17 protein-coding genes and 2 riboswitches are annotated in these 19,300 nt (G+C 31.0%); of the genes, 11 read left to right on the forward strand and 6 right to left on the reverse strand.

The genetic code is table 11. The features are described from left to right. Positions 1-53: 53 nt before the first annotated feature. Complete coding sequence (locus G9F70_RS06165; protein WP_164945291.1) at positions 54-1,265, reverse strand: M20 family metallopeptidase; 1,212 nt, start codon at positions 1,263-1,265, stop codon at positions 54-56. 148 nt (positions 1,266-1,413) lie between these two features. Continuing rightward, a riboswitch (SAM riboswitch) is annotated at positions 1,414-1,517 on the reverse strand. A gap of 156 nt (positions 1,518-1,673) precedes the next feature. Continuing rightward, positions 1,674-1,784, forward strand: a riboswitch (SAM riboswitch). A 137-nt stretch (positions 1,785-1,921) separates the two neighbouring features. Between G9F70_RS06165 and G9F70_RS06170 the strand changes: the two genes are divergently transcribed. The 7 genes from G9F70_RS06170 to G9F70_RS06200 all read left to right on the forward strand — a co-directional run bounded on the left by G9F70_RS06170 (position 1,922) and on the right by G9F70_RS06200 (position 7,788). Continuing rightward, positions 1,922-2,989, forward strand: a complete 1,068-nt coding sequence (locus tag G9F70_RS06170; protein WP_164945292.1) for a methionine ABC transporter ATP-binding protein — start codon at positions 1,922-1,924, stop codon at positions 2,987-2,989. Further along, the gene (locus G9F70_RS06175) at positions 2,937-3,617 is read left to right on the forward strand and encodes a methionine ABC transporter permease (RefSeq protein WP_164945293.1); all 681 of its coding nucleotides are present in this window, start codon (positions 2,937-2,939) and stop codon (positions 3,615-3,617) included. Before G9F70_RS06170 ends, G9F70_RS06175 begins: the two co-directional genes overlap by 53 nt. A gap of 53 nt (positions 3,618-3,670) precedes the next feature. Beyond that, positions 3,671-4,516 carry a MetQ/NlpA family ABC transporter substrate-binding protein gene (locus G9F70_RS06180; protein ID WP_164945294.1) on the forward strand — a complete coding sequence of 282 codons (846 nt, stop codon included), beginning with the start codon at positions 3,671-3,673 and terminating at the stop codon, positions 4,514-4,516. A gap of 271 nt (positions 4,517-4,787) precedes the next feature. Beyond that, on the forward strand, positions 4,788-5,324 hold the full coding sequence (locus G9F70_RS06185) for a hypothetical protein (RefSeq protein WP_164945295.1): 537 nt from the start codon (positions 4,788-4,790) through the stop codon (positions 5,322-5,324). A 261-nt stretch (positions 5,325-5,585) separates the two neighbouring features. Beyond that, complete coding sequence (locus tag G9F70_RS06190) at positions 5,586-6,392, forward strand: TrmB family transcriptional regulator (protein WP_164945296.1); 807 nt, start codon at positions 5,586-5,588, stop codon at positions 6,390-6,392. A gap of 93 nt (positions 6,393-6,485) precedes the next feature. Beyond that, the gene (locus G9F70_RS06195; RefSeq protein WP_164945297.1) at positions 6,486-7,475 is read left to right on the forward strand and encodes an ornithine cyclodeaminase family protein; all 990 of its coding nucleotides are present in this window, start codon (positions 6,486-6,488) and stop codon (positions 7,473-7,475) included. A 142-nt stretch (positions 7,476-7,617) separates the two neighbouring features. Beyond that, positions 7,618-7,788 (forward strand): small, acid-soluble spore protein, alpha/beta type, encoded by a 171-nt coding sequence (locus G9F70_RS06200; RefSeq protein ID WP_164945298.1) that lies wholly within the window; start codon positions 7,618-7,620, stop codon positions 7,786-7,788. A 106-nt stretch (positions 7,789-7,894) separates the two neighbouring features. Here the strand turns inward: G9F70_RS06200 and G9F70_RS06205 are convergent, their stop codons facing one another. The 4 genes from G9F70_RS06205 to yjeM form a co-directional block, all read right to left on the reverse strand. Then, entirely contained in the window at positions 7,895-9,865 is a 1,971-nt protein-coding gene (locus tag G9F70_RS06205) for an ATP-binding protein (RefSeq protein ID WP_164945299.1), read from the reverse strand. A 159-nt stretch (positions 9,866-10,024) separates the two neighbouring features. Further along, on the reverse strand, positions 10,025-11,152 hold the full coding sequence (locus G9F70_RS06210; protein ID WP_164945300.1) for an amidohydrolase: 1,128 nt from the start codon (positions 11,150-11,152) through the stop codon (positions 10,025-10,027). 177 nt (positions 11,153-11,329) lie between these two features. Then, positions 11,330-11,653, reverse strand: coding sequence for a hypothetical protein (locus G9F70_RS06215; RefSeq protein WP_164945301.1), 324 nt, complete (start codon positions 11,651-11,653; stop codon positions 11,330-11,332). 259 nt (positions 11,654-11,912) lie between these two features. Then, positions 11,913-13,424 carry a glutamate/gamma-aminobutyrate family transporter YjeM gene (gene yjeM / locus G9F70_RS06220; RefSeq protein ID WP_164945302.1) on the reverse strand — a complete coding sequence of 504 codons (1,512 nt, stop codon included), beginning with the start codon at positions 13,422-13,424 and terminating at the stop codon, positions 11,913-11,915. A gap of 280 nt (positions 13,425-13,704) precedes the next feature. Here yjeM and ybaK point away from each other — a divergent pair, with 280 nt between their 5' ends. The 4 genes from ybaK to G9F70_RS06240 all read left to right on the forward strand — a co-directional run bounded on the left by ybaK (position 13,705) and on the right by G9F70_RS06240 (position 18,534). Then, on the forward strand, positions 13,705-14,175 hold the full coding sequence (gene ybaK, locus G9F70_RS06225; protein ID WP_164945303.1) for a Cys-tRNA(Pro) deacylase: 471 nt from the start codon (positions 13,705-13,707) through the stop codon (positions 14,173-14,175). Between the two features lie 325 nt (positions 14,176-14,500). Next, complete coding sequence (locus G9F70_RS06230) at positions 14,501-15,847, forward strand: pyridoxal-phosphate dependent enzyme (protein WP_164945304.1); 1,347 nt, start codon at positions 14,501-14,503, stop codon at positions 15,845-15,847. An 805-nt stretch (positions 15,848-16,652) separates the two neighbouring features. Continuing rightward, a complete protein-coding gene (locus G9F70_RS06235; RefSeq protein ID WP_164945305.1) occupies positions 16,653-17,072 on the forward strand; it encodes a MarR family winged helix-turn-helix transcriptional regulator in 420 nt (139 codons plus the stop codon). A 19-nt stretch (positions 17,073-17,091) separates the two neighbouring features. After that, positions 17,092-18,534, forward strand: a complete 1,443-nt coding sequence (locus tag G9F70_RS06240) for an MFS transporter (RefSeq protein WP_164945306.1) — start codon at positions 17,092-17,094, stop codon at positions 18,532-18,534. 105 nt (positions 18,535-18,639) lie between these two features. On the opposite strand, the gene G9F70_RS06245 is transcribed toward G9F70_RS06240, so the two are convergent. Next, a complete protein-coding gene (locus G9F70_RS06245; RefSeq protein WP_164945307.1) occupies positions 18,640-19,149 on the reverse strand; it encodes a DUF2179 domain-containing protein in 510 nt (169 codons plus the stop codon). Positions 19,150-19,300 lie beyond the last annotated feature (151 nt).

Genomic DNA, 19,300 nt, shown 5'->3' on the forward strand with positions numbered 1-19,300 from the left:
ATGGAAATTAAAATAGTTTTATTATATGGAAGGAAATTAAAAGTAAGGGAAGGTTATTCAGCAGCTAAAGCTCTATGAAATTCATCTGTTATAGTTTTAAGCTTATCCTCATAAGCTAACAGGGAAAGCCCGGTAAGTGCTATGGCTTTAGCACCGAGAATCAAAGCCTCATCTCCCTGTTTTGATATTGCTGCATCACAAAATTCACTAGTATGACCCACTAAAGTGTCAGGTCCAATTTTAATAGTTGGCTGAATTGTTGGAACAATATGGCTTATATTTCCTACATCTGAGGAGCCTATACCAGATGCATTTTGTATATCTAAATCAAATCCTAAAAATTTCAAGTTTTCTACAAAGATATCATCAAAGGCACTATTTTTAAGCATATTATCTACCTTGTTTTGAAAAGCAATAATATTAACCAAGCAGCCAGTAGCAAGAGCGGCGCCCTTAGCTATATTTTTAACTTTATTTGTTACTACATCGCAACTTTTTCGGGTGGCAGCTCTAATGAAAAATCTTGCTTTAGCATATTCAGGAACAATATTTGGAGCATCTCCTCCATGAGTTATAATGCCGTGTATACGTGCATCTTTTGTTAAATGCTGTCTTAAGGCATTTATTCCATTAAATAATTGTATAACACCATCTAGTGCATTTATACCTTTTTCAGCACAAGCAGCTGCATGAGCGGGTCTGCCTATAAATTCAAAGTCTAATGGATCTACACATAGTGAATCACCTGTAATACAAGTTCTGCTTGAAGGATGAGCAATTATACAAGCATCTATGCCTTTAAGTAAACCATGGCGTACAAAGCTTGTCTTTGCACTTCCATTTTCGCCTCCTTCTTCGGCAGGAGTACCTAAAACTACTATTTGACCACCTAACTCATCTATTACTTTTGATAGAGCAATAGCAGCAGAAATACTAGTGGTACCAATAATATTATGACCACAAGCATGCCCAAGATTTGGAAGAGCATCATATTCTGCTAAAAAACCAATAGTTGCACCTTTTTTTTCCTTGGAACACTTTCTCGCTATAAATGAAGTTGCATGACCAGCTACTCCTTTTTCTATAGTAAATCCCTGTTTTTCTAAGGTTTCAATAAGGATACTAGAAGCAAAAAATTCTTGGTTTCCTATTTCAGGTTTTCCATGGATCTTGTGACTTATTTCTATGTAATTTTTCTTGTTGGCTTCAATGTTTGATAAAACTGCGACTTTTAATTTGTTGATTTTTCCTAAAGTAAATTGCATAAAATCTCCTCCTATTATTTTTTTGGGGTATACTAAAAAATAGAATTTTCAATTGCAAAATGATTGTGAAATAAGTAGTTAATTCAATTTAAACAAAAAAACCTCTTCTATGAAAAGAAGAGGGTTAATTTATAGTTTAAATATAGCCGTCTTATCTTTAAAGAATCATTTTGCTGGAATTGGCACAGTATTCTAAAAGAACCCGCTGCCGAGGTTTCAAAGGGCCAGTCCCTGCACCTCTCTTGATAAGAAATTTGTTATTAAGTTGTTTAAAAGTTATAATAAGGCTTTTATTTAATATTGTCAACAGTAAAAAATATTTCGATTTTATTGTTGACATTTATAAAAGTAGTAAGTATAATGAATCTCAAGCAATCAAAAATTGCATAAATAAAAATTTAATAATTATTCTTATCGAGAGAAACTGAGGGATTGGCCCGATGAAGTTTCAGCAACCACATGTTATTATTTGCATGTAAGGTGCTAATTCCATCAGAACACTGTTCTGAAAGATGAGTGAAGGTACTATTAAAAGTCAACCCTTCTATGGGTTTTTTTATGTATTTATCCTCTTCTTTTTGAAAAGAAGGGGATTTTTTTATTGAGATTTTTAGCGGGATTTCAGTTGGTAAGGTGATAATTTAAGGAGGGAAAATATGATTTGGATTAAAGGAGTAAGAAAAGTTTATGTAAATAAACAGGGAACAGTTGAAGCATTAAAAGAAATTAATTTGCATGTTGAAAAGGGTAAAATTTTTGGAATAATAGGGTACAGTGGAGCAGGAAAAAGCACATTAGTGCGCTGTATAAACTTATTGGAGAAGCCCACTAGTGGGCAGGTTATAGTTAACAATAAAGAATTAACTAAGTTACCTGAAAAAGAGGTAAGAAAAAGTAGAAAAAAAATTGGTATGATCTTTCAACATTTTAACTTAATGAGCAGTAGAAATGTATTTCAAAATCTTGCATACCCACTTAAGGGAAATAGCTATACCAAGGAAGAAAAAAAACAGAAAGTTTTAAGCCTGCTAGAATTAGTTGGGCTTAGTGATAAGATTTTAGCATATCCATCACAATTAAGTGGAGGACAAAAACAGAGGGTTGCTATAGCCAGAGCACTAGCAAACGATCCACAGGTTTTATTGTGTGACGAGGCAACATCTGCAATAGATCCGCAGACCACAGCATCAATTTTAAAATTGTTAAAGGAAATTAATGAAAAGCTAGGTTTAACCATAGTAATCATTACCCATCAAATGGAAGTGGTAAAAGAAATTTGTCACGAAGTTGTGGTAATGGAAGCTGGACAAATAGTGGAAAGTGGAGGGATAATTGATATTTTTACGAATCCAAAAGCTGAAATAACCAAAGAATTTATATCTACTGTTTTTAATTATGATAAGATATATGATTTCCTATGCGATGAAGAATTTGAAGAAGGGGAAAGCGTAGCTAAAATATCATTTGTGGGACAAAAGACGGGTCAAGCCTTTATTTCTAAACTTTCAAGAAAATTTAAAATAGATGCCAGTATTTTGTTTGGGAATATTGAAATTATTCAACATATACCTATTGGCAATTTGATTGTAAAATTTAGTGGTGCTAAGGAGGGAATACTCCAATCAATAAAATATTTAGAAGAAAATAATATAAATGTAGAGGTGATAGAGCATGCATCAGTTTTTAGTAAATTACCTGCCAAACGTAGTGGAACTATTTCCTGATATGATAAAAGCATTATGGGAAACTATTGGAATGGTAAGTATTTCAGGATTTATTTCTACACTTATAGGAATTCCTTTAGGAATCATTTTAGTAGTTACAAGGCCAGACAATATTTTAGAGAATAGTAGAATTTACAATGTGGTGGGTAAAAGTATAAATATATTCAGAGCAATACCATTTGTAATATTACTTGCTGCAATAATACCTTTTACTCGTCTTGTGGTGGGGACTACTATTGGGATGAAAGGGGCTTTAGTCCCACTAGTTATTGGTTCAATTCCATTTGTGGCAAGACAAATTGAATCAGCACTTTTGGATATTGACAAAGGAGTTATAGAAGCGGCGCAGGCAATGGGATCAAGTTCTTTTGAAATAATATATAGGGTTTTACTTAAAGAAGGGCTTCCTGGGATTGTATATGCACTTACAATTACTACTGTCAGTTTGATTGGATTCTCTGCAGTGGCCGGAACTGTTGGTGGAGGGGGCTTAGGTGATTTCGCCATCAGATACGGTTATCAATATTTTAAAACAGATATAATGGTGGCAACAATATTAATTCTTCTTGTATTGGTAACTTCAATACAAAGTTTTGGAGAATTTATACTAAAAAAATTAAGTCATTAAAATTAAAATAAAGATAGTGTTAACACTATCTTCAAAATAAAGGGGGATTTAAAATGATAATAAAAAAAATATCAGTATTAACAGTAGTGGCGTTAATTACAATAACTGCTTTAGTAGGCTGTGGAAGTTCAAAAGAGGTAAGTACTACACCAAGTAATACACCAACCAAGAAACAAGTAATTAAATTGGGTGTCACAGGAGATGAACATGTGCTTTGGGATAAGATAAAAGTAAAATTAGCTAAAGAAGATATTGATCTTCAATTAGTAAATTTTAGCGACTATATAAGACCTAATCAAGCATTAAGTGATGGGGAAATTGATGCAAATGCATTTCAAACAATAGGTTACTTTAATAAATTTAAAGCAGAGCATAAATTAGATCTTACATCAATAGGGAATACTGTTTTAGCACCTATGGGGATATATTCTAAAACAGTTGTGGATATAAAAACTCTTAAAGATGGAGCCAAAATTGCTATTCCAAATGATGCAAGTAATGGCGGAAGGGCACTTATATTAATTCAAGAAGCTGGATTAATTAAATTAAGGGATGGAGTAGGTATAACTCCTACAGTAAAAGACATTATAGAAAATAAAAAGAACCTTAAGATAATTGAACTTGTTGCTACTCAAATTCCAAGATCAATACAGGATGTAGACATCGCTGCTATAAATAATGGTGTGGCAGTAGATGCAGGCTATTCACCACTAAAAGATTCTATTTATACTGAAGATGTTAAAAAGGAAAGTGTAAAAAATTACTTTAATATAATTGCTGTAAAAACTAAAGATAAAGACAATGCAACATTAAAAAAGTTAGTTAAGGCATACCAAACAGATGAAACAAAGAAGGTTATACAAGAATTATACAAAGGGGCTACTTTGCCAGCATTTTAGGTGAGCCTAGCTTTACTAATGTTATGGTTGTTTATTTTGCATTAAGTAGAGTGCTAGGTATAAGCTATACGAAGTTGGTTTTGCTTCTCAGCTAGCAACATTTGTATCACTTGTGATGTGCATGATCTACATGAGGTCTGGAAAATGGAATAATAATTAAGTGGTTTTGTAACCATTTTGTAGTAAAATTGACATTGATTTGATACAAAGTGCTGGAGAACATCCCATATAATAAGTATTATTAGATAAGCTTATTAGAAGGGGCGATTTTATGAGAAAAATAGCTGAATTAGCCATAGTGGTATTATTAATATTATTCACCGTGGCATACACATCAAATGCTATGACTAAAGGTAATAATCCACGTTCTAAAGAAACAGTTCAAAAGGCATTACCATATGATGAAAGTGCTAAAGAAGCCCCTGAAAAAAATATCAGTTTTAAAAACTATATTAAATTGATAGGCTTAAGAAAAAAAGAACTTATTGCAAAGCTTGGAGAGAAATCAACTACTATTGATGATGGGGGATTGGAGTTTTCACAATTAGATATTCGAGTTTGGTTTAAAAATTATGGCAATGGACCAGTAGAACAGATATACATTGATAACAAAGATATAGATTTTAATGGTGCAAAACTTGGTAGTAAAATAGGTAGCTTTCAGAGTGTATTTGGAAAAGCTGTGGAAGAACATACCACTTTTGCATATAGTAATTTTAAATATAATGGAATAGTGTTATCTATATATTATGATCCAAAAACAGAAACAACTTTTGCTGCATATATTTTAGATGAAAATATCAACTAAAAATGTAACTACATGGAGGGTTTTTTAGAAAGCTTAGCAAGTAACGCTAAGGTCATTTCATATATAGATTTTACGAAAGGTGATAGACCCGATGGATAAATATAAAATTTATTCAACGGGTCTTTGACGCATCAATATAATATTTTTATAATATCTAAAATTACTATGGAACATCGCTACTCATTTTTTTATTGACATATTTTCATCAATATTATATGATAGTCACCATAGGTAACTACTATTTTAAGGAGAGACTAATTTATGGAAAAAATAATTTTACTTTTAAAGTCGCTTGAATTAAATGATTCTGAAGCGAAAGTTTATGTAGAGCTCCTAAAGAATGGTCCTTCCACGGGTTATCAAATTAGCAAAATATCTGGGGTAGCACGGTCGAAAGTATATGCAGTACTTGAAAACTTGGTTCGGAAGAATTTTTCAATTTGTTCAAAATCTGAAAATCCTAAATATTACACTTGTATTCCAGTAAAGGAACTAATATCAAAAAAGAAAGATAACTATAATTCTTTACTTGAAGAGATAGAAAGTGAACTTTTAGAATATGACAAAAGTATAAATATGGATTTTATTTGGCATATAAAAGGGTATAATAATATTTTTGATAAGTGTAGGGAGATTATAAAAAATACAAAAAAAGAACTTTTTATTCAGATTTGGCGGGAAGATATAGATGAAATTTTTGATGGATTAAAATTATTAGAATCAAAAAAAATTAATCCTCTGGTTATTTTGTACAGCGCAGAGCAGAAATACGATGTTGATTTGAACATTCTATATAAGCATGGGTTCGAAAGTGAAAAACTTAAAGATATTCCTGGAAGATGGGTTACTATAGTGTCCGATTCAAATGAAGTATTATTTGGCTGCATAGAAAACAATAAGATATGTGAAGTTATTTGGACCCAAAACTATGCAATGGTTTTTATGGCTAAGGAATATGTGAAACATGATGCTTATTGTCTTAAACTTATAAAATCAGTGAATAATTCCGATAATGAAGAACTTAAGAAATCAGCAGGCAATATTAGAGAAATTTTTGAGAAAATATAGCTATTATCGAAAAATCTCTTTTAATATAAAACTGCTTTTCTATTAATAGATATTTTTAAAGGTTAGTTGAAATAAAAACATAGGAGGTACAAAATGTTATTACTTACAAAACATGATATAGAAAATATTTTCAGTATGAAAAATGCAATTGATTCGGATAAAACCGCTTTTAAATTATTTTCACAGAATAAAAGTGTGGTTCCATTAAGAACAAATATTGATATTCCCAAATTGTCAGGTCAAAGTCTGTTTATGCCCGCTTATGTGGAAGACATAGATAGTATAGGAATAAAGATAGTTTCTGTATTCCCAAAGAATGTTGAAAATGGAATGCCTTCAGTACCGGCAAAAATGATACTAATGGATGGAAAAACTGGTGATGTCTGTTGCATAATGGATGGAACATATCTTACTCAGTTAAGAACAGGCGCAGGTTCCGGTGCTGCCACTGATGTGCTTGCAGTTAAGGAGGCTAAAAAAGGCGCCCTTATAGGTACTGGTGGACAAGCTGAGTGCCAATTAGAAGCAATGTTAACAGTAAGAAATCTAGATTCTGTAAAAGTATTTGATATGAATTTAGAAAGGGCTCAGGAATTTTGTACAAAAATGTCTGAAAAATTTGTTAAATTCGGCACAGAAATAAGCGTTGCAAAAACAACAAGGGAAGCTATTGAAAATGCAGATATTATAACAACTGTAACAACTTCAAGAATGCCTGTTATCGATGGGCAATTTGTAAAAAAGGGTGCTCACATAAATGCAGTAGGTTCATATACTCCGGTTATGCAGGAAATAGATGAATATACAATAAAGAATGCAGATAAAGTATTTGTTGATTCTAAAGATGCAGTTCTTTCAGAATCAGGAGATCTTATAATACCAATAAATAAAGGGATTATTGATAAAAGCAGAATAGACGGAGAAATTGGGGAGGTTCTGCTAGGAAAGATTGAAGGAAGAAAAAAAGATAAGGATATCACCATTTATAAAACAGTAGGTATAGCCGTTATGGATGTTGTAACTGCATATGATATTTATAACTGTGCTCTAAAAATGCATATAGGCACAGTTATAGAGTTATAATTAACATGTATAACATTACAAAAACACTGATGATTAACATCGGTGTTTTTGTTTTTTAGATAATAAAAAAATACAACTTACATAAATTAATAGCGAATGGCAAATGCTATCCTATGATAAATGATAAAAGGATGGTGTTTTTATGAATGAAAAAATAAACAATGCCAAAAATAAAACTCAGCAAGCTCAGCTTATGGGGGTAAAAATACCTGAGGATGATTACTGGGGTGATTATAGCTCAAAAACCTGTGGTAGCATTGGCGGAGCGACAAGTAACAATTCTATAAAAAATGATGCTGAGAGTTCTAACTAGAAGTAAAAGATATTAGTTCTAGTAAATAAAAAACAAGCCAATATCAATAATTTTAATATGGCTTGTTTTTGTAGCATGTAGATTGTGAAATTTATATGCTAAGATATTATGAATAAATATCAGAAAACTCAATGTTAATTGTTTGAAGGTCACTTTTTATACTTTTATTTTTAATTGTGTCAGAGGGTACTGATACTATTCTGTTTGGTAATTCTATTGTAAATTTGCTACCTTTTCCTATTTCACTTTCAAGGTTAATACTTCCGCCATGAAGTTCAACAATTGACTTAACAAGGCATAAACCTATACCGCTTCCTTCAACATTTCGAAATAATGACTTATCAACCTGCTTGAACCTTTCAAATATAACATCTAAATAAGCACTCTCAATCCCTATACCCGTATCTTTTACAAATATTTCAACACCGTGGACTTTATCGTGTACATTTACGAATATTTCATCTCCCTGCATAGAAAATTTAATTGCATTGGAAATAAGATTTAACATAACCCTTTCAATATTAGTAGGGTCACAAGCAATAATTTTCTCCTCAATGTCGGTATCAAAAACAATCTTTAATCCTTTATTTTCAACATATTCAGATACAGATTGAACAATTTCTTCAACAACACTAACTATATTTGTATTGGACATATGTAACTTAAAAAAACCAGATTGAATTTTGGATAAGTCTACTAAATTATTAACTAATTTTGATTGTCTATTGCAGTTTTGAGTTATAACCTTAATATATTTCTCAAGCTTATCTTGATTTTCTATTAATGAGTTATTTTTCATATATAAGTCAAATAATTGAGTGGTACTAAAAATAACATTTAAAGGAGTCTTAATCTCATGGGAAATATTTATAAAAAATTCTTCCTGCATTTTCAAGTTCTTTTCTAGTTGAAGTTTAGCTCTAGTTTCTTTAGTTATATCAAGTATAATTGCTATTACTTGCTTGATGTCACCCTCCAGGCCAAGTATTGGCTGATATAATACATTTACAAATGTTTTCTCCCCAAATACAATTAACTCCTTATATTTTATATAGGATGTTTCTTTCTTATCTTTAATCATTTGAAAATGATAAAAAACATCAGTTTTATCAAACTCTGTAATAATATCTGTATAATTTTGTCCTTTAACAACATCAATAGAGTTCATTTTAGAATTTAATCCCTCTATAATATTTAATGCTTTTTGGTTAATGTCTGTGACGCTAAAATCCGGATAGGATAATCTTATAAAGGGTAAATCTAGGGTATCTATGGTCTTGTGGAGAAGGTCAAATTGATTTTGCAGTATTTTTTCGTGTAATACATTTTCTGTAACATTATTCAAACATTGTATTCCGGCAATGAAGTTTCCCTTATAATCATAAATAGGAATACCATTTATATCATAAAAAGTAATACTAGTATTATTAGTTTTCATTACTCTATATCCTGATATTTTCTCACCTCTTAATATTCTAAAGCCTGGCATATCTTCATGGGCAATTAAATCCCCGAAAATATCATAATATTTATTATCTTTAAGACTTACTCCTAGGCTACTAAAGTTATCAACTGTAGAAGGGAATATATCCCTGGCTGATTTATTTAATGTAGTGTAGTTACCATCCTTATCAAAGATGAATAATGCCTCAGATATATTTTCAATAATTGCATTTAATTTTTCATTGCTTTCATATACCGTTTGCTCAAGGTCCTTTTTATTACTCACATCACGGCCAGCTCCATAGATAATTCCTTCATCCCACTCAAATTTTATATTCCATGAAAGCCATTTGAAATTGCCATCTTTGCACTTATATCTAAATTCTAAATTTACAATATCTTGTTGCTCTTTATGAGCTAATAATAATGTATTATTTAGGTTGTTTTTATCATCTGGATGTATAATAGAAAACATATTTAACTCTTTTACTTCAGCATTACTATAGCCAAAAACATTATTAAAGGCTGGATTTGCATATTTAATTTTACCGTCAAAGTAAGCCATATATAAAATTTGTGGAGTTAAGTTTACCATTTTTTCATAATCTTCTTTATCTAATGTTGAATTATCCAATATTGGTTCCCCCCAAACAGAAGTAAACTTTACAAATTATTTAAAATGACAATATCTTTTCTTTTTCGTTTAAACTTCTTTTATAATCTTATCACTATTTACAATTTTTATAAATAACTTTTACAAAGTAGTATGCTCATTTTTGCATAATTTGTGCTTTTATTTTAACTCTGCAATGCTATAAAAAATATCTACACCTGTCTTAATAATACTATCTGGGAAATCATAATCAGCAGTATGAAGCTGGGGCTGTAATTTGCCATCACCCAGGCCAAACATTGCGCCCTTTATATTTTTTAAATAATATCCGAAATCTTCAGACCATCTAAAGGGGGATTGAAGTTCTTCATGATTATAATCATGAGTATTGCACACTTCTAGTATTTTATTAATACAGGTATCATGATTTCTTGTCTCAGGAAACCCATCAGAATAACTTATGTTAAAGTTTATTTCATGCGATCTGCAGCACTGCTCCACAAATACTAATATGTGGTTTTCAAGTCTCATTAAATCCTCTTCATTTTCTCCTCGTAATGTTAATAAAATTTCACCTGAGGATGCAGCTGTACCAAAGGCTCTTTCTCCAATATTTATATTTACGATAGTGCAAAGAACCATTCCTTTGAAAATAGTGGATTTAGTACTATTATTTAAAAAATTAACAATATCGGCAGCGGCACTGGATGGATTTATACCATATTCAGGATAAGCTGCATGCGATGGCTTCCCCATCAAAGTAATTATAATTCCTTTTGAGGCACAAGCAAATACATCTCTTTTATAAAGAATGTTTCCTCTCTCATATCCAGGTATGTTGTGAAGTGAATATATTTCATCAATTTTATTTTCCATTAAAAAATCATCCTGAACGATTTTTCTAGCACCTTCACCAACTTCTTCAGAAGGCTGAAATAATAAAAAAATATTCCTATGCTCTATTGGCTTTTTTTCTATTTCTAATGCTAATCCTGCGAGTATGGCACAATGTCCATCATGTCCACATTTATGAGCAGCGTCTACATTATTGGATCTATATTCAATATCTGTTGTTTCTACCATGGAAATTGCATCCATATCTGCTCTAAATGCAATATTCATGGCATCATTGCAGACTATCTTTTCTGCAATGAAATATCCATCTTTAACAATTATATCGAACTTAGTATTATTTCTCAGGAAATCTATTAATATCTCCATAGTTTTATTTTCATTACCAGAAATTTCAGCATTTTCATGAAGCTTATGTCTTAAATTTATACACAGAAGCTGATTGTGATTATCCATTAGCATTCACCCCTTTATAATGTTTATACTAGATTATAATTATAATATAGTATACTAAATATTTTTTCAATCATTATAATTGGGCAGAGGCAAAAATTATGTTAAATATATAAATAACCCAATGTAGTTTAAGTACATCATTGGGCTATTTATAACCTTGTTCCAATTTAAGTAAAACTATTCTCCTATATCGTCTCTATCTGTCATATCCATCATAGGATCCATAGGCATCATATGCATCATAGGATTCATACCCATGTGACCCATTGGCATCATGTGCATCATGGGATTCATACCTGTCATTTGATTCATGTGCATCATTGGCATCATTTGCATCATTTGACACATACACATTTGCATCATGTGCATCATATGCATCATAGGGTCCATTGGCATCATTTGATTCATAGGCATCATGTGCGGCATAGGATTCATACCCATCATTTGATTCATTGACTTCATGTCTTTAGATTTTTTAGGCTTCATTGAATAATTTTCCATACATATCTCCTTATAAAAATTTTCTACAATATATTATTATGATAAATAATATTTTATGTTACTGTTTTTTTATAAATTAAGAAATTATGGTTAAATCATCACAAGCGCAGCTGTTCATCTTCTTCGAAGGTGCGGTATTACCGACTTCAGAAGCAGATTTAGACTTCAATTGTAGTTCATAGAGTTGATACATGAAAAAAGCCTACCCTTTAGGGTAGACTTTTTAAGTGAAAATATGAGTTGTTTTATTGGAACTGGATTATAAAGATTTATTCAAATGATTTTTTTCATAGCTGTTATACATTGACCATGCAACTGCCGTAAAGAATATTGGTCCAGCTACACTCCAAATTGTTGTTCCTAAATCTCCTTCTAATGCTGGTTGTATTATTGAAAAGAAATTTGCAAATCCAACAGTGAACATAACAACTACTGTCCATATTAAAGCACTTCTGTCAGTTTTGAATATTTCAAAAGGCTTAACAATAGCTTTGTTTTTCTTAAATGGTACGAAAGCAAACGATATAAACATGTATGGAAGAGTCATAGCTACGTTAGTCATTGAAACTAATATTTCGATGAACTTTTTCATAGAATCTCCACCAACAACAGAAACAAGGAAAATCATAATACAAACTATCGCCGCTTGAACCCACATAGCTTTTTGAGGCATTCCGTTTTTCATTTCTGCCATTTTTCCAGGCCATAATTTAGCTGGGGTACCTTCGATTAATTGTTTTAATGGTGAGAACATTAGTGTAAAGAAAGCACCTGATAAAGCTAAGAACATTGAAAGTCCAACGAATCTAGCTATACCATGTCCCATTGCTGCTGAAGTAGCTTGGCTTGCTCCAAAAGCATTACCAAGAGAATATCCTAGGTTAGCCATTACTACATAACCAGCATTAGCTAAGTTAACGCTCTTGTCATTCATAACGCTTGACCAATTTGTGAATATACCAACAAGGAATATTCCAAGTGAGTAGCCAATAGAGATAACAACCGCTGAAATAACAACACCCTTAGGGAAGTTTTTTTCAGCATTTTCTGTTTCGTCAACCAATCCTCCAACAACTTCTATGCCACCATAAGCAAATATAGCAAATACTACGAATGCAAATGATTGAAGTACATTCCCAACAAATTTAGGATTTGGTGAATCTATGAATGAACTAATTCCAACTATTGGTTGAGCTAAATGACCATGATTTCCTATAAATACTAGTATAGCTCCAATAAATAAAACTATATTTAATAATGCAACTGCGCTACCACCTAGTGAAGTTACTTTTTTAATTTTGTCTAATCCCTTAGTTGATATAAATGTAACAAATATTATCCAACATATCCCAAGTATTCCTAGAAATTTTGGACCCGTTAATCCCAATAGACCCCAAGTCTTTGTTGTATCTGTACCAAATATTGCATTTGATATTGGAATCCAAACTGTTGATGCAACGTTAACCATCCAAATTACATAAGATGAATACCACATGAAGGTTCCTATAAAAGCAAATTTTGCTCCTACGGATTTTGCCATCCAAGAGTATATTCCACCCTTTTCGTTTTTGAAAGCTGCACCAAATTCAGCCATCATGAAAGCAAATGGGATGAAGAATGTTATTCCTGATAATATATACCATGGTATAGCCGCATATCCCATTTTATAAAATGATCTTGGGATGTTATTAAATCCATAAACTGAAGTAAAAATCATTAAGACCAATGATACCAATGTTAAATGTTTTGTACTTTTAATTTTTTCTGACATGTTTTTTCCTCCTAAAATGTAAGCGATTAATAAAAGTTAATAATTACTCTTATTATTATATATCAACCGACAAAAAGTTCAATGCTTTTTTAACAAACATTCATACAATTTGTCGACAAATACTATTGTATGAATATATAATAGCTGAATTAACTTTAATTTATAGATATTATGGTAATTAATTGTTAGGTTATACTACCTATGGTAAAATAATAATAAATGTACAATGAAGTAAAGTAAAAAGGATAAAGTAAATAGTTAATCAACAAAGGAGAAAATAATGATAAAAACAAATGCTATGCGAATTTTAGATAAGATTAAGGCCGAATATGAGGTTATAACTTATGATGTTAAAGATGATAAAATAGATGGGATATCTGTATCAAAAAAGATAGGTAGAGAAGAGAAATATGTTTATAAAACTTTAGTTACAAAGGGAATTTCAAATAACATTTATATTTTCCTGATTCCAGTTAGAGAGGAGATAGACTTTAAAAAAGTAGCTAAAGTAACTAATGAGAAGAGAATAGAAATGTTAGATTTGAGTGAACTTCAACACTATACGGGATATATTAGAGGTGGATGTTCCCCTATAGGTATGAAGAAGCAGTATAGAACATTTATCCATGATACTGCTTTAGAGATAGAAACCATAATAGTAAGTGCTGGGAAAATAGGATTTCAAATAGAAATTAATCCGAATTCGTTAAAGGATATTGTGGGCGGAGAATTTCAAGATTTGATAAAATAAACTAAATAATATTAAAGAAATAATAACAAAAACTTCCTCATATTTGCAAATTTCGACTTAAAATGCTATACTTAACATAAGGAAAGTATAGTAAAATGTGCATTTAGAGTAGATGGACCCTAAGCAATAATATACTTGAAGCTTTTAAGTAAGATTAAAAAATTCAAGTATATTATAACTGCATTATGAGCAGGGCATACTATGTTAGATAGTAAAGTTCGAAAAAAAGTTGAAGTTTAAGAACGCCAACTCTAGCTCTAACATTTAACAAATGAGTTAGAGTAATTTTAAAATTTATTTCTAATTAAATGTTGAAGGAGAGATTATGCGAAAAAGTGGAAGAACACCCTTAATGAGAGCGAAGAAATTAGAAAAAGTATTAAATATCGGAGAGATATATCTGAAGCTTGAAGGAGCTAATCCATCAGGACATAAATATGACCGTATTTCAGAGGTTTTAGTAAAAGATGCTGTTGCTAATGGTTTTAAAGAAATTTTAGTTGATGGTTCTGAAAGTTACATAAAATCAGTAATGTTATTTGCAAAATTAAAGGAACTTGAGGTCAGGGTTCCGCTATTCAAAAATGAAAAATGGAAAATATCTCGTTTAGATAAAGAGATTTTATTAGATTTACGAGATAAAAGGTATAACGCCTCACGTCCGGAGCTAAGAAATATAGCAGAGCAAAGCAACATGTACTTGACCTGTGAATGGGATTTAAACACTATTATAAGTCATCTTATATTTGAAGACATGACTAAAGAATGTTTGGAACGTATGAATTTTAAAGTGGATACAATAACAACTAAATTAGGATTTGGGTATACACTTTCAAGCATTTATAGTGGCTTAATAAAAAGCTGGGTGCATGAAGAATTAAGTGAATTACCTCAATTATTATGTGGTGCGAGTCTATCATGGCAAGAGGATATAAATCAATATGTTAGGAAAATGAACATTAGCAAAATTGAAAGTAATAACACTAAAAAAACAGCTTTGTCTTCACCAGGAAGACATACAGATATGGTTGAAAGCATTAATAAAATCATTGTTGAGACTGATGCTTGCATGATTGATATTGAAGAAGAAGATCTGAGGCAGGCAGTTACTATGCTACGTGAATATGAGGGCGTTATTGTTTCTAGGAAAGAAGCATATGCAATGGCAGCCTTTATCAAAAAAGTAAAGCAAGGACAACTTAAAAGTGGTAAGCATTTAATTATTTTAAATGATGCAAGAAGTGAAGTTGAGGTATGTGAAATTACAAGTTTTAATGATAAAAACAAAGGTGAGTTACTGAATATGACACGAACTTGGCTAGCAGATTATAATGATTCAGTGGGAGAGACAGTAGATGCTATCGAAAAGGCCATGAAAGAAGGATTTTTGTTAATAGCAAAACGAAATGGAGAAGAACAAGGCATTTGTATTGTTGTTAATATGGGATTTGAGACGTTTATTTCCACATATCATTTAGCTTATATTGGTGTTAAACCCGGTAATAAAGGGCGTGGTGTGGCATCAGAACTTATTGGGCGTGCAATAGAACTTACAGATGGTAACCTGTCACTTCACGTAGATCTTGATAATAAACGCGCGAAAAATCTTTATCGTAAGATGGGATTTAACCACGTATATGACCGTATGATTTATAACCATCCAATGGATTAACCACAAAAAACACCGAAATATATTTATATTTCGGTGTTTTTTTGTGGTTAAACTAGATGTATTTTCAATATTAAGGAGTTATCATCTCCAGTGGTTACAAGTCTATCATCTAAAACTAAAAAATTAAAGTTGGCATAAAAGTTTTCTCGGGTTAATTTAGAAAGAAAATTGAGAAAAAATAACATATACTAAATAGAAAGTATTTGAAATCACAGAAAACACTGTATATAACAATTGCTTTTTCTTGACAATGTTTGTCTGAGGAAATATAAGAAAAATAATGTAAATTTCTAGAAGTTTTGCTCTATATATTTATATGAGAAGAGCTTATTAATACAAAACATAATTTAATTTATATTTTAGCAGTACTGCAAGGAATGTATTTTAAGGAAAGGGACAACAGGTGAAAAATAAATTTTATAAATGTAACCCCTGTACGGGATGTTATGATTCCAAATTTTGAAGCGAAAAGTATTCCTAGGGTTAAAGAGGAATCTTCACTTATGGAAGGAATTAAAATATTGTTTAATTATGTGATTATAATTAATTTATAAAACTCAAAAAATATATATGGGGGTTGTGCATTATGGATAAAGTATCTATGTGTCTCATTATTAACTCTTATTTTCTAATAACATAACCTTATATACACTCTTCAGTTATATAATAATTCAAATAAGTGAAGAAGTATATGGTTGACTTGTCAACGAAATTCAATTATAATAAGGTTGACTTGTCAATTAAAATAACAAAAGAATAAGATGATTATATATAAGGAAGGTGAAAAATTTTGCAGGAAGGCATAATGTATTTAACTAAACTTAATAATAAAATTTTCAGAACTACGCAAGTTTATTTGGATAAGGTGTTAAAAGAATATGAATTAAGTAGCGGTTCTTACCCATATCTACTTATATTAAGGGAAAATGAAGGTATTAGTCAAAATAAAATAAGCGAAGAAGTAGGTTATGATAAGGCAATGTCAGCTAGAACCATTACAAAACTTATAAAACTTGGATACATAGATAGGAAAAAAGATGAAGCTGATTCTAGAGCCTATAAGCTATATTTAACGGAAAAGGCTAAGGTTATAATTCCCAAAGTTTTAGATGAAATTCATAAATTAGTCCATTTAATAACAGTGGATTTAAATGAAAAGGAAAAGGATATAACCATAGATTCCTTGAATAAGATTTTAAATAATATAAAGGAAATTAAGGTATAAGGATAAAAGGAGAATAGAGATGAGTTTGAAAAATAATAGTAATAATAAGAATAGATGGGTAATTTTATTTATAGTTGTAATGGTAACTTTTATGTGTACTTTAGATAGTAGTATTGTAAATGTAGCTTTACCTGTGATGGCTAAAGCTTTGAATGTATCATCAGGGAATATTCAATTGGTAGTAACAAGTTATTTAATTATAATTTCAGCAACTATATTAGTTTTTGGAAGATTGGGCGATGTAGTTGGTAAAACAAAGGTATTTAAGTTTGGACTAGCACTATTTACACTAGGCTCTTTACTTTGTGGAATAACAAGTTCTCTTCCAGTTTTAGTGTTTGCAAGAGTAATACAGGGAATAGGCGCTGCGGGTACTATGGCCAACAATCAAGGGATTATAACTGAAGTATTCCCAGTAAATGAAAGAGGAAAAGCACTAGGAATCACAGGAACATTCGTGGCGTTGGGGTCATTGGTAGGACCAGCATTGGGAGGATTCATAGTAAGTACTACCAGTTGGGAGTATATATTTTTAATAAACGTACCAATAGGTATAATAACACTATTTTATAGTTTAAGGATACTTCCTAAAGGTCACAAAACAGCAAAGGTAAAATCGGATGGACTTGGAGCCTTATTATTTATGTTTGCTATAGTTCCTCTATTTGCAGCTCTAGGTAAAGGACAAGAGGTAGGGTTTACCAATCCAATAATTCTATTAGGCTTTTTAATAGCAATTATTTCTTTCATTTCATTTATTAAGGTGGAAAAGTTGCGTGAAAGTCCGTTATTACAGCTTGAAATTTTTGAGGATAAATTGTTTTCCCTCAGTATATTTTGTGGATTTATATCCTTTGTAGCCATCTTTTGTTCAATTATCATTCAGCCCTTTTATCTTCAGGATGTGCTTAAGTTTTCACCAGCATCTACTGGACTAATTCTTATGATTTCTCCCTTGATTTTGTCAGTAGTGGCACCAATTAGTGGACATTTGTCAGATAAAATAGGTTCTGAAATTCTTACTTTTATAGGGCTGGTGCTTACAAGTTTGGGGCTACTATTAATGTCAACTTTAAATGAGCAGTCTTCAATAATAAGCATGGTAATTTTTATAGCGACTATGTCGATAGGAAATGGTTTATTTCAATCACCTAATAATTCTTTGGTAATGTCTACAGTACCAAAGGATAAGCTAGGTATTGCAGGAAGTGTGAATGCACTTGTGAGAAATTTAGGGATGGTGTGCGGGATAGCTTTAGCTACTACTATTTTGTATAACAGGATGAGTTATAAAATTGGTCATCGTGTAACTGATTATGTAATTGGGAGAAATGATGCATTTATTTATGGCATGAAAACTGTATATATAACTGCCGCCGCTATTTGCATGATTGGAGCGATTTTAACCTTTTTAAGATTACACAGAAGTAAAGCTAAATTGAAAAAGGTTTCATTAGAGTAAATGGAAGAAAACACTGTGGAAGTATACCGTATATAATTCATAAAAAAGAGCTGTCTCATTCTATAAATTACTTTCTAGTTTGAGACAGCCTCGTATTTTTAATTTTTATTTTTTAATACCATAACCACCATATATAGTTTTAGTATCCATTAGTGAGATTACAGCCTTTATATCAGAATTGTGTATTATTTTTAATATTTGAGATTTTCTTTTTCTTTTAACATGCAAGATAAGCATTTTCTTATCTTCTTTTAATCCTTCTGCATCAATAATAGTAACACCTACATTTTCTGCTCTCAATATTTTAGCTAGAGTATGGCCATCTTTTTCAGATACTATTGCATTTATGGTCATGAGTCCTAGTGCTAGTTTATCTTCTAAAATACATCCAATATAATTTCCGCAAGAGAATCCTAATGCATAAATTACCATTTTAAATGGTTCTTTACTTATTCCAATAAGTACAGTGCTAATCACATACAACCATATAAGTACTTCAAAAAAACCAATAATAGCTCCATAAAATTTTTCGCCTCTAGTTATTAGTACTACTCTAACCGTGGTTAAGGAAACCTCAATTATTTTAGCGAAAAAAATAAGGATATAACCAAACATACGCAACGCTCCTTTATGAAAGTATTTAATGCTTGTGCGTCTTATAATATACAGCATGCTCCATTTAATGAGTTTTTACAAGACTTATTCATGAAAGTTAATACATATTTAACTAATATGATATACATTCTTTAGTTATAATAATTAAAAT

It is taken from the genome of Clostridium sp. FP1 (assembly GCF_011065975.2).
Taxonomy (GTDB): Bacteria; Bacillota; Clostridia; order Clostridiales; family Clostridiaceae; genus Clostridium_AD; species Clostridium_AD tagluense.